The 12,571-nt window shown below is 59.1% G+C and carries 7 protein-coding genes and 3 pseudogenes; all 10 read right to left on the reverse strand.

Features of this window, described 5'->3' with window-relative positions; genetic code table 11:
- Nucleotides 1–242: 242 nt before the first annotated feature.
- Nucleotides 243–1,787 carry a fumarate hydratase gene (locus X738_RS76960; protein WP_031256846.1) on the reverse strand — a complete coding sequence of 515 codons (1,545 nt, stop codon included), beginning with the start codon at nt 1,785–1,787 and terminating at the stop codon, nt 243–245.
- Nucleotides 1,788–1,793: 6 nt separating this feature from the next.
- A complete protein-coding gene (locus tag X738_RS76965) occupies nt 1,794–3,227 on the reverse strand; it encodes an NAD-dependent succinate-semialdehyde dehydrogenase (RefSeq protein WP_023803413.1) in 1,434 nt (477 codons plus the stop codon).
- Between the two features lie 204 nt (nt 3,228–3,431).
- Nucleotides 3,432–4,358: a LysR family transcriptional regulator gene (locus tag X738_RS76970; RefSeq protein ID WP_023803414.1), complete on the reverse strand. Its 927-nt coding sequence runs from the start codon at nt 4,356–4,358 to the stop codon at nt 3,432–3,434.
- Between the two features lie 128 nt (nt 4,359–4,486).
- The gene (locus X738_RS76975; RefSeq protein WP_023803415.1) at nt 4,487–5,389 is read right to left on the reverse strand and encodes an HpcH/HpaI aldolase/citrate lyase family protein; all 903 of its coding nucleotides are present in this window, start codon (nt 5,387–5,389) and stop codon (nt 4,487–4,489) included.
- 132 nt (nt 5,390–5,521) lie between these two features.
- Entirely contained in the window at nt 5,522–6,673 is a 1,152-nt protein-coding gene (locus X738_RS76980) for a CaiB/BaiF CoA transferase family protein (protein ID WP_023803416.1), read from the reverse strand.
- Complete coding sequence (locus X738_RS76985) at nt 6,663–7,940, reverse strand: methylaspartate ammonia-lyase (protein ID WP_036270434.1); 1,278 nt, start codon at nt 7,938–7,940, stop codon at nt 6,663–6,665. Before X738_RS76985 ends, X738_RS76980 begins: the two co-directional genes overlap by 11 nt.
- Before the next feature lie 78 nt (nt 7,941–8,018).
- A complete protein-coding gene (locus X738_RS0144285) occupies nt 8,019–9,014 on the reverse strand; it encodes a succinylglutamate desuccinylase/aspartoacylase domain-containing protein (RefSeq protein ID WP_031256850.1) in 996 nt (331 codons plus the stop codon).
- Between the two features lie 183 nt (nt 9,015–9,197).
- Nucleotides 9,198–9,686: pseudogene (locus tag X738_RS83790) on the reverse strand (IS630 family transposase); the annotation flags it as partial.
- 85 nt (nt 9,687–9,771) lie between these two features.
- Nucleotides 9,772–11,030 (reverse strand): annotated as a pseudogene (gene ltrA / locus X738_RS76995) (group II intron reverse transcriptase/maturase).
- A gap of 459 nt (nt 11,031–11,489) precedes the next feature.
- Nucleotides 11,490–12,016: pseudogene (locus X738_RS83800) on the reverse strand (helix-turn-helix domain-containing protein); the annotation flags it as partial.
- Between the last annotated feature and the right edge of the window lie 555 nt (nt 12,017–12,571).

Below are 12,571 nucleotides of genomic sequence, written 5' to 3' on the forward strand. Positions count from 1 at the left end.
AATTCCGCATCTTTTTGGTATCTCCGGTGCTTGACCCGATTAGTACTCCTAGACAGCACCCTGAGCGTCAATCGACGGCAGGTCGATGCAGTCTTTACACTGAGTGTTTGGCATCGAGAGCGACTTGAAAGCCTTTTCTTGTCTGACTCGCCGAGGAGCTGAACCACAAATGGCCGCTTGTGTTACCGATACGGCCAAAATCCGAGGCGGGAGTCCTGGCCGGATTCGCGCAGCCGGCGGACTCAAACGCCGATGCTGCGGGCGATGCTGTCGGCCGCCATGCGCTTACGCCACTCAAGCGGCCCGGAATTGTGGGTGGAGTTTCCCTCAACATCGACAGCCATTATGACAGGCATGTCCAGGACCTCGAATTCATAGATGGCTTCCATGCCCAGGTCTTCAAAGGCAACGAGCCGCGCCGCCTTGATCGATTTTGAAATCAGGTATGCAGCGCCACCCACTGCAATGAGATAGGGTGTTTTGTGTCTCACAATCGACTCGATGGCCGCCGGGCCCCTTTCCGCTTTGCCGACCATCGCAAATAGGCCAGTCTCGGCGAGTATCTTTTCAGTAAAACCGTCCATACGGCTGGAGGTTGTTGGGCCAGCCGGCCCTACGACCTCATCCCTTACAGCGCGGACGGGTCCGACGTAGTAGATCACGCGTCCCCGCAGATCGACCGGGATCGGCTTGCCGGCATCGATTAGCTCGACCATTCGCTTGTGGGCGGCGTCACGGCCCGTAAGCATCTTTCCCGACAAAAGAACGGTTTCTCCGCAGCGCCACGATGCCGTCTCTTCCTTGGTAAGCCCATTGAGATTGACCCGCCGGACGTCGGTTGTGTGCAAATCCTCATGACCGATCTGGGGCCATTCGGAAAAGTCAGGTGGCTCGAGCTTGATGGGTCCCGAGCCGTCCAAGGAGAACTTCAGGTGCCGGTTGGCCGCGCATTGCGGAATGAGCGCCACAGGCTTCGACGCGGCATGTGTAGGATAGGTAGCAATCTTGACGTCAACGACCGTGGTCAGGCCGCCTAGGCCCTGAGCGCCGATGCCTAGCGCATTAATTCGTTCATACAGCTCGATCCGCAGCGCCTCCTCCGAGTTGGACGGCCCCCTGGCGATCAGTTCCGACATGTCGATCGGTTCGTTCATGACCTCCTTGGCAAGCAGCATCGCCTTTTCAGCGCTGCCACCGATGCCGACCGAGATCAGGCCGGGCGGACACCATCCGCTGCCCAGCGTCGAAACGGTGTCGACTACCCAGTCGGCAACGGACGCACTAGGATTCAGGGTGGTGAACCGCGCCTTGTTTTCCGATCCGCCCCCTTTTGCGGCGATGGTGATCTCAATCTGGTTGCCTTGCACAAGGTCGACGTGGACGACTGCCGGTGTGTTGTCCCGCGTGTTCACCCGCCCGGCAAGCGGATCCGAGACGATCGATGGTCGAAGGGGATTGTCCGGGTCGAGATATGCCTGGCGGACGCCCTCGTTGACGAGGTTCGCGAAACTGGCCGTTGATTTGATGCGGGCGTCCATGCCGACCTTGGCAAAGACCACCACGAGACCGGTATCCTGGCAGATCGGCCTCCGCCCGAAGGCCGCCATGCGGGAGTTCAGCAGGATCTGACCGATGGCGTTCTTCGCCGCCGGGCTCTGTTCGCGAGTGTATGCCTGCGAAAGGTACCGGATATAGTCCGGGGGATGGTAGTATGAAATGTACTGAAGGGCGTCGGCGACGCTCTTTGTAATATCCTTACCGGCTATGGTCCGTCTTGTCTTATTCACGAAATCTCACCCGAATGAACTAAACCCGTTGACCAGTTTCAGGCTCTGGAAGCTCCGCACCCCCTGCTCGCCTCCTTCATATCCATACCCGCTCTGTTTAACGCCTCCATACGGCGCATCTGCTGAGACCCCTTTAAGATAATTCACACTCAGAGCGCCGGCCGAAAGACCGCCGATCAGCGCCTGTTTGGTATCGTCAGCACCGGTGAAGAAGTAGGCGGCCAAGCCATAGTCAGTGGCGTTGGCTTCTTCGATCGCCTCCTCGATCGTGTCGAACGGCGCCACGGTGAGGATCGGTCCGAACGGCTCGTCATGAAGCACTCTGGCATCCTTTGGCACGCCTGTCAGGATCGTTGGCGGCCAGTAAAAACCCGGTTGGTCGAGGCGGGTGCCACCGGTTTCGATGGCGGCACCGCGATCGACCGCATCGTTAACCAGACGCTGCATGGCCTCGATTCGCCGTGCATTTGCCATCGGCCCCATCTCCGTCGCAGGGTCGTCCGGCGGACCGATTTTGGTCTTTCGGGCGACTTCCGTCATCCGGGACAGGAATTCTTCATATAGGGTTCGCGCGACGAGGATCCTGCTGGGTGCGTTGCAACTCTGGCCAGCGCACTCGAACTTGTATTCCGAGATTGCCGGTGTAGCTTTTGCGAGGTCGGCATCGTCGCATACAATGACGGGGGAGTGCCCACCGAGCTCGAGGATGCATCGCTGCAAGTTATTCGCGGCGAGCTTGGCGAGCTGTTTTCCAACCTCGGTAGAGCCCGTGAACGTTAGGACTTTGACGATCGGCGAGCTGAGGAGATGCCGGGATATTTGCACCGGCACGCCAAAGACGAGATTGACCACGCCGTCCGGAATACCCGCTTGTTGCAAGGCTTCGACGAAATGGACAGCCGCGCTTGGTGTCTCTTCAGCCCCCTTGAGGATCACGGGGCAGCCTGCCGCCAAAGCAGGGGCGAGCTTGCGGGCGATGAGAACGGCGGGATAGTTCCAAGGCGTAAAGGCAGCAACGACGCCAAGTGGCTCGGGGACGATCATCCGGTTCGGGCCCATCGGAATAGGGGCCGACAACTCTTCGGCGTGCGTTCCGTTCCACTCCAGCGTTTCGACAGCGCGCGCGTACTCACCTGTCGCTTCGGCAATCGTCTTTCCCTGTTCGGCTGACAGATCCCTAGCCGCCGCTTCAACCTTCGCTGCCAGAATTTTGGCGGCTGCTACGAGAATCTCGCCACGATCTTTTGCAGGCCGCGAGGACCAGGCCTTGCGGCTGCGCTCTGCCGAAGCGAGGGCCTCATCCAGATCCGGTATCGTCGCCGAGGCCACCGAGGCAAATACCATCTCCGTCGCTGGATTGATTACCGGCAGAGTGGCTCCGCTACCACCGGCGCGCCATCTGCCATTGATGAAAAGCTGATAGCTCGTGGCGTTGGACATCCCATGCTCCGCTTGAGTATTTCTGCCAGTGCGAGACCAGCCGAATCTCCCCGACCATCGGCTCACTTCTCTGCAGTCTCATCGCGATGGTCACGCCGGGTCAAATATGGAATGTCGCCCAACACCATCTCGAATCCAGATTGATGGCCGGCTCGCCCCCCCGTGGAAGCGTGATAGCACTGGGACTCGGTTTGACGGATATGCCTAAGCCCGGACCGGAGCCGTAGCCGGCCACTGCCCGCTCTCGATTAATGTCCTGGTGACATTGGGGATCAGCTTGCGGACAGCAGAGACAGCGGGAGATTGCTCATCTTTGGGGTTGACGGCAAGCACAACGGAGCGGGTAATCACTGGATCAATGATTTTAACCGTCCGGACCTGTCCCTGAGAGGCTTCCCTCTGAATGGCCGACGGAGCAAGGATAGAATACGCTTTTCCTTCCATGACCATACTAATGATCGTAGAAAGGGAGTCGACTTCAAATCTGACGTCAAGCACACAACCGTGCTGCGCAACCACATCAGCCACCGAACGCCTGACATTGTTGTTGCGCATGGGGACCGCCAGCGGGAACGCATGCAGGTCGACGAGCGGTATCTCGTCTTCGAAAGGCGGCTCACCCGGCGGCACCACAAGGCAAAATTCTTCGCGTGCCAGCACCGTCATCCGCCTCGCGCTCTCGGCAGTGCGATAGAGGACAGCCAGATTGAAGCGGCCCGCAGCCATCCACTCCTCCAGCGGTCCCGTCATGCCCTCGATCATCTTAAGGGAGATCCTTGGCAGCTCGTTTCTTGCCGATTCAAGCAGCGGACCGCTAAGGACACGCGCGGCCCCGGACGGAATACCAATAGTCACCTCTCCGGAAGGAGAAGCCATCGTGTTGGTCAGTTCCATCTCGGTGAGTCGAATTTCCCTGAGAATCGTGCGCGCCCGCTCAAGCAGTTTACTTCCGGAGGCCGTCACACTGATGCCGGTCCTGTCGCGTACCAGCAGCTGAGTGCCGAAGCCTTCCTCCAGTTGACGCACATGGAGGCTAAGGGCGCTCTGAGCGACATGCAGGAGCGAAGCGGCCTTCGTGAAACTGCCGGCTTCCACCACGCCGACAAAGTATCTTAACTGCCTGATATCCACGGCTTAACCCAACTGAGGCAACTCCCCCAGTCCTTTAGCGTTTATCTCGAAACGAGATGGGCCGCAAGTAATACTTGCTGGCGCACAGCAGGGAAAGGTCCCCGGTCGGACCATTGACCGGAGTTAGGTCAGTTACTGCCGGCGAGGGTCAGGATTTCGTGAGCGCGCCGCACCACAGGCGGATCAACCATCCTACCATTCAACGAGAAAGCAGACAGTCCGCGGGCGGTGGCATCGTTCTCCGCCGCAACAACAGCGCGGGCCCACTCGACTTCCTGTGCGCTTGGCGAGAAAGCCTCATTGAATATGGCCACCTGTGTCGGATGGATCGCCAAGGCTCCGGCAAAGCCAAGCCGTCGCGCATGCGCCGCGGCTTCACAAAGTTTTTGAGTGTCCGAGAACTCGCCGATGCTTCCTATGAAGCCCAGCGGGAGCAACCCTGCCGCACGCGCAGCAAAAAGAACTGCAAGGTTCGGCGTCAACAGAAGGTCGAATTCCGGGGCGCCGCCAACAGCAGCGCTGAAGTCTTCAGGACCAAGCGCCATTGCGACCATCCTTGGATGCGCCGACGCAATGGCCGCAAGCCTTTGCAAGGCGCCCGGCGTCTCGATCTGGGCAAGGAACCGGATGCGCCCCAGCGGAAGATTTCTTTCTCGTTCAAGATCCGAAACCGCATTCGCGATCTCTAATATCCACTCTGCCGAATCCGTCTTCGGAAGAACAAGTGCGTCAACCCCAGCGATCACGGCTGCATCGAGATCGCCCGCTAAGGCACGCAGACCACGATTGACGCGAACCAAAACGGATGCACCCTTGCGGGCCACATTTGCCACGGATTCAGGAAGCTGCCGCCGCGCCTCGGCCTTCTGATCCTGGGGAACGGAATCTTCCAGGTCGAGAATGAAGCCATCTGCACCTCGCTCATGGGCCGTCTTGACAAAGCGCGGAATGTGGGCGGGAACGAAGAGCAGCGATCTCCAGCGTGGTACAGAGATCGCGCTTTCAACGGCCGGAGCGATGTCCTTGATCATAGGGTCTCTGCGGTTGATTTTAGCCAGGGTGGCGGCAGTGGGCTCGCTGGGTGTCCTATGCGATTACGTGACCGAAGTATGCGCGGTCCGTGTAAATCGCGAGAGCACCAACCTTACCGACAACGCTCGCGCTCACGCAGACGCGGCCCGCGCGCGCAAACGCCCCAGGATTTCCTCGCGGACAATCTCGGTGTGAGCGCCTAGAGCCGGAACGGGGCGCAGTGAGGGGTGCTCGGAGTTGAAAATCGCCGCCGGCGCTATCGTCTCGACGGTTCCTTCGGGTGTTCCAACCTCAACCCTGCGAATGTGTGGATGGTTTGAAACATCCCTCACATCGTTCAGTCGGCCATATGCCAAACCGGCCGCCTCAAGCTCCCGCATCGCTTCATGGCAGGACAGTTCACAAAAGCGCCTCTCAATGACCTCATCAAGCTGTGCACGGTGACCGAGGCGCTCCATGTTATCGGCAAAACCAGGTGCACGTGTAAGCTCCGGCTGCTCCAGGAATTTCTCGCAGAAGTTTACCCATTCACGGTCATTCTGAACCGAAAAGATGAGCTCTTTGCCGTCAGCGCAACGATAGGCGCCATAGGGTACCAGCGACGGGTGTTTCACGCCGGCGCGTACGGTGTGATAGCCGCTGTAGTCGCTTTGCAGAACCGGAACATTCATCCAGTCGGCGATGGCATCGAACAGTGACACCTGGATGCTGGTGCCTTCGCCGGTGACCTCGCGGTGATAGAGGGCCTGAAGAATGGCGCTATGCGCTGTCATTCCCGCCGAGATGTCGCAAACCGAGACCCCTACACGCGCAGGCCCTTGCTGGTTGCCGGTGATCGCGCATAGACCTGTTTCGGCCTGGACGATGAGATCATAAGCCTTCAAGTGAGCATAGGGCCCTTTATCCCCGAAACCGGAGATGTCGCAGGCGATCAGTCGCGGGTATCGGCAACGCAGATCAGCAGACCCGAAACCCAGTTTTTCGATACTGCCCGGTTTCAAATTCTGGATGAAGACGTCAGCATCGGCAATGAGCGTATCGAGGACCTCACGGTCCGCCTCCAACCTCAGGTCCAGACACACGGACTCCTTGCCCCGATTGAGCCAGACAAAGTAGGCGCTCTGCCCCCGCACCAACTTGTCGTAGCTTCGGGCAAAGTCCCCTTCCGGCCGTTCAATCTTGATTACCCTGGCGCCGGCATCCGCAAGGCGAGACGACGCATAAGGCGCGGCTACGGCCTGCTCCACAGCAACGACAGTGATCCCCTCAAGGCTATTCTGCATTGCTGACACACCGCGCTTTTCGATCAACATTTTTAGTTGCTCGTCGGTTCAGGATGGCGAGCAACCGGTTCTGTTCGTTTCCGACGATGGAAAATCCCTCGTCGACACCCATTCCGGGCTTTGCGAGCATCATGTCGGCCTGGGTCGCTACCGAAATGTGAACTGAAGCCTGGGCGGAGAGATCCGTCTCAGTACAGCTCCCCCCGACATACGCCCCTACCTTATTCGCCTTGCAGATGAGAACTGCGCGCGCCGTGTCGGCGATTGAGCCGACGTCGGGCGTCTTGATTTGCACGAGATGCGTAGCCTTCGCTTCGGCAAAGAGCCGGATATCCTCAAGCGTGTTGCACCTCTCGTCTACCACAATGCGAGCGCTCGAACCCCGGTCATCCAGGATCGATACGATCCGGGCATAATTCTCAATCTGAGCTTGTGTAGAACCAAAGTCCGCCGGGGACTCGATGTTGATCGTGAAACCCGGAACGGTATCGGCTACCCTGCAAATAAAGTCGGCGATCCGTTGCGACTCCAGGCCGATTTCCTGGCCGATCCAGCCGTACACATCGAAATGCAGCACCGGCTGATACCCCGGGCGGCCGAGTTCGCGCGTGCGCGTTGCAACCCACTTGACGAACTCCAGGAAAGTCTGGCCGCCTGCGCCGAATTTCTGCCGTGAGTTGATCAGGCCGTGGGGAAGCACATCCACCGCTTTCAGGATCATTTTGTCGACGTTGATTTCGCGAGCGTCACCGCTTTGGCAGTAAATCGGGACCCTACGTATTGGCAGCGGTAGGTTAAATTCACCGCATATGATCTCCGCCATCGTCGTACGTTGAAGATGAGCCGCTGCGCGAAGGAGCGCCTGGCTGACGCCATATTCAATCGCTAGAGGTAACCGCTTATGTTCGAAAGGCTCGAGAACCGTCGCGCAGGCAGGAAGGTAACGAGAAGCATCGGCATCAAGAAGCCGTGGCGCCACGACGCGCGACGTCAAATCCGAGATTTGAGCGGTTTCAAACACAGGATCGCGCCCGCCAGCACCAGAGTACTGCACGTTCATCATGTCGCCCCAAACAACGGTTTCGTCGGCAAGGACCACCCCAATGCTGAGCGAAGATGCTGGAATGCGAATCGAATTGAACCCAGGCGTTGTCGGTTCGCCGACATAGATGAAGCCGTCCTGGGTCGCGCCCGACCTAATGGCAGCCTGATCGTCATAGAAGAATGCGCCGTTGCCAGACGCAAGGAGGACGTCTTTGATCTGCAATTCGGTCACTCGATTCACCCGGACGGGATTGAAATTGGTTCCGCTACTGGCGCGCGAGGCGCTAGCTGCACCTGATTCTTAGATCTTCAGCGGCCGCGCAACGAGCGCTACCACTTTGTTGGCGTCGACATGCGCCCCCGATGTTATGGCCAAGACGATGGACGTTCCAGGCGCGCGGATATCAATGGACTCGGAGGACAGCGAATCCATCGGATGCAGGATGCCTATGAGATCTCCCTGCCTCACTTCATCCAGCACCGAGCAGCGAGGTTCGAAGATGCCTGGTGCTGGCGATTTCAACTGATCGGAGGGATGCGTTTCGAGTGTTTGGCCGGAGCTCTGATGTCGGAGCGTTGGATACTCGGCTTTGCCCTCGACCAGCCCGAGCGCCACGAGCGCGTTGCGTACTCCAGCCTCGCAGATTGCGAGATTGTCCGCGCCGACCGTGCCCCCGCCGAATTCAGCGCAAACAAATACCTTGCCCTGGTTTTGGGCCGTGATATCAAACATTCCAGCCGTGTCATTGTGTTGCCAGACCAACGTCAAGGGCAATCTGAACGCTTCCGCCATTCTCACCGTCCTGGCCATGAGATCGGGATCGGCAATGGGGTGCGTCGTGGCCGCCGGTGGAAACTCCCACGTTGGTCCGAAGCTGTGCAGATCAAATACGGTGTCGGCCGTTGGCAACAATACGCGCGAAACCGCATTCGCGATTCGTTCCGTCACTGACCCGTCGGCCCGGCCCGGAAAGACACGATTGAGATTCAACCCGTCGAGCGGAGTATTGCGGCTCCAGGCCTGCACGGCCAATGGATTGAGCACCGGTAGGACGATGACTCTTCCACAGGTTTGCGCCTCTGGCAGCCATTTGATGAGCCGTCGCGCGACAATTGGCCCCTCCAATTCATTGCCATGATTTCCGCCGGTGACAAGAAGACGCGGTCCCTCTCCTTTATTGAGACTGAAGACAGGGAGCGAAAGCTCCTCACGGTCGGTACCTCCCGGCACAACAAGATGCCCCCTACTCACGCCGGGGACATCAAGATCGAACGTAAGATGTGGTGCTTTGCTCATTGTTCAACCTATTTGCGAGTGACGGGCGACCTGGGCGGCGGGATTGCGGTTCTCCGCTTTGCACAAGTATGCGCCAGCCTGTCTTCAATTCGCCAATATAATGTCCCGGACGGTACCATCGCGTTCTTAGATGGCCGCCGCCCGGCTTGTTGGATACCGCTGCTCGATTTTCCCCAGAGCCTTTCATCTTTTGACGGAAGCATAGCCAGCTTTTGCGAGGTAATTGGCGCATTCTGCTGGTGTGATTGTCTGGATGAGTTGGCCGATGGTGCGCCAAGTCTCTTCGATGGTTCGACGCTGTGCGTGTCGCATCCAATGTTTGATTTTGGCAAAGGCTTGCTCGATCGGATTGAGATCGGGTGAGTACGGTAGGCAGGAACCACAGCTTTGCGCCGGCTGCCCTTATGGCCTGGCGAATGGCTGCGGATTTGTGGCTGCCCAAATTATCCGTGACGACGATGTCGCCGCGCCGCAGGATCGGAACAAGCTGCTGACGGACATAGGCGCGGAAGCATTCGCCATTGATGGGACGTCGAAGACGCAAGGTGCGGTGAGTTCATCGCAGCGCAAGGCACTCAGGAAGGTCATGGTGCGCCAATGGCCATGCGGAGCAAAGCTCCGCAGCCGCTGCCCCTTCGGGCCCCAGCCGCGGAGCGGGGACATGTTGGCTTTATCCAGGGGTGAGTAGGCCGGAGGGATTTCACCTGCCGGCCTCTCGCAGAACGGTGGGTGAACCTCTTGATTCACACCGCTCCCATCAGGTAAACGTATTCGTTCCGAACGCCTTCCAGTGCACAGACAGTCCTGCATTGTCCCGAGGCAGCTTTCTCACGAAGAGGCTGGCACGCGTCTTATGGGACTGAAAGCGCTTGAACTTACGCATGATCCACGCCCTGAGCTTCCGGTTGACGTAATCAGCCAGAGTGGACAGGGCCGAACGGCTGTAGCGGCCATAAAAGGCTATCCATCCGCGAAGGAGTGGATTGAGCTGTTGGGCGATTTCAGCCAGCGTCCCCGGCGTCTGCCGCGGGATGTTCAAGCTTTTGATCGTGGCCCGCATCGACTTCATTGCCGTTGGGCTGGCCGCAGGCGTGTAACCACAGAAGAACTCATCTCGCTGTGTGTTCGCCACGCGTCGCGGCCGGAACTGATACCCGAGGAAGTCGAACACGACATTCGGGTATTCCCCCCTGCGCCTTTGGTCTTTGCAATAGACGATCTTGGTCTTTGTCGGATGCATTTGAAGCCCGCATGCTGCCAGTCGAGCACCAAGCTCCGCCTTGAGGGCTTCTGCCTGCTGCTCGTTCCGGCAATGCACAAGACCATCGGCCGCATATCGACACCATGGAAGGTCAGGATGCGTCCGGGTCATCCACAGATCAAACGCATAGTGCATGAAGAGATTCGACAAGATCGGGCTGACAACGCCCCCTTGCGGGGTACGGCGTGTTCGCTCGACGACTTCCCCGTTCTTCTCCATCGGCGCTGCCAGCCATCTTTCGATGTAGAGCAGAGCCCACTTGCATGTGACGTGCTTCCTGACCGCCTTCAGCAGGAGATCGTGCGGAAGATTGTCAAACAGCCCTTTGACGTCGAATTCCAGAACCCAGTCATGCTTCCAACATCGCTGACGCGTGACGCCAACTGCATCCAGAGCCGATTTTCCCGGCCTGTAGCCGTAGGAGTCTGGAAGAAAGAGGATCTCCAAATCCGGCTCAATCATCTGCTTGACCACCATCTGTGCGATCCGATCGCTGACGGTGGGCACACCCAAAACCCTTTCGCCCCCCTCTTTTTCGGAATGGAGACAGCGCGAACCGGCGGCGGGAAGTACGTCCCTGAGGACATCCGATTCCAGACCTTGTAAAGGTTTCCTGCAAGGTCCTTCTCGAACATCTCCAGGGTCTGCCCGTCCGCCCCGGCTGCGCCCTGGTTGGCTTTGACCGCTTCGTAAGCTTCGTACACTTGTCGTTTCGCAATTCGAAACGGCTTGTCTGTCGTATCTTCCGAAGTCATCCTGTTTCCAGTTGTTCCAAACAATACGACCACCTGATCCGGCCCTTTTGCTCCTGCCCCATTACAGGGCCTTCAACGCTCATACGGGCCGGTCCGCCCCAGTCTCCTGCATCGGTACTCTCGCCTTGCGGTTTGGCCCGCTTGAGCTTCTCCCTTTGCATCAGGAGCCTGGTTCCAGCAGTTCCGCGGGAATGCCTGTGTCCGACTCACGCCCCCTCAACGCCGGTCGCTGCCCGCCCTGTCATCAGGCACCCGGCGGACTTGTCCCAGGATGACGAGACGGTCCTGGTTTCGGCGACACTTACGTTCATAACGACGCGTCTTCGAACCACGGCTCTTTACCGCAGCAGCTTGGACTGGTTTGAGACCTGCTCCTGAAAGCCGATCCCGGAGGACCGTCCCCCATCATTCACGCAGCTTTACGCTACGGTCTTAGTTCATGTTGAACTCCTTCCGCTCACTCTCATCGATGAAGACGAGCCGTTGCGGATCAAGGCGACCCTGCCAGGAGCGCCAACGTTTGCGCCTGCGGGCAATGTAGCTCGGCTCTGCTCAAGGGCGAACAGCGTTTTTTTGAAGCTCAGCCCCTCGCGCCTGAGAAACTGCCAGACCGCATTGTGGGACACCATGACACCGCGTGCGGCCAACTCATCCTTCAGNCCCTCGCGCCTGAGAAACTGCCAGACCGCATTGTGGGACACCATGACACCGCGTGCGGCCAACTCATCCTTCAGCCGATGCAGCGTCAGGTCCGAGGTCGGGTTGATCCAGTCAACGATGAACGCACGATGCGGCTCCAGAACGCGGCGGCGGTGGCCACCCATCTTGCCCGGCGAGACACTGCCCGTCGCCCGGTAACGTTGCGACCACTTCACAACCGATGACACCGCTACGCCAAACCGCGCCGCAACCCGCCGGCTACTCTCGCCCGACAATACCGCACCAACAACGCGCTCACGAAGATCGTTCGAAAGGGCTCGTGTCATCCGATGCTGGCCTCCTTCCAGCCAGCATCTTGAATCTGGAGGGTTCTGTGTAGTCGCGGGCGCGATTGGGCGGGCACGCACGGGTCGCGACTACATTGAAGCCTNTTGAATCTGGAGGGTTCTGTGTAGTCGCGGGCGCGATTGGGCGGGCACGCACGGGTCGCGACTACATTGAAGCCTTGAACTGAACCGCGGGATGGCGGGCGGGGCTATGGGGATTTAGGGCTCGACAGTGTGTCCGAGGCGCCGGAGCGGGCTCGCCGATCGCTCTTGGGCGGTCGCCCGTCGTCGCGATGCAGGACCATCTGCGACGCGGGAGACGATGCCATTGGGTCGTTGACGCTGAGGTGCAGCGTTGCTGGCGACAGCCGGGCTGCGACTTTGACTAGCGGCGCGCAAATGCCCGACGGCGATGTAGCAGACGCCGGGATGGACGGTGCGAGCGTGTCGGTGCGCAGCGTGTCATGAGGTGTCTGGCCAGGTCGGGGCCTTGCGCGGGATCGGGCCGAGCGTGGCCATGGCGCCGCCGCAGCCCGGACAGATGTCCAGGGAGCG

The organism is Mesorhizobium sp. L48C026A00 (genome assembly GCF_000502375.1).
GTDB lineage: Bacteria > Pseudomonadota > Alphaproteobacteria > Rhizobiales > Rhizobiaceae > Mesorhizobium > Mesorhizobium muleiense.

Coding starts and splice junctions, on each gene's coding strand:
- X738_RS76975 (WP_023803415.1), bottom strand. CDS start 5,389: ATGATCAAGGACATCGCTCCGGCCGTTGAAAGCGCGATCTCTGTACCA.
- X738_RS76980 (WP_023803416.1), bottom strand. CDS start 6,673: ATGCAGAATAGCCTTGAGGGGATCACTGTCGTTGCTGTGGAGCAGGCC.
- X738_RS76965 (WP_023803413.1), bottom strand. CDS start 3,227: ATGTCCAACGCCACGAGCTATCAGCTTTTCATCAATGGCAGATGGCGC.
- X738_RS0144285 (WP_031256850.1), bottom strand. CDS start 9,014: ATGAGCAAAGCACCACATCTTACGTTCGATCTTGATGTCCCCGGCGTG.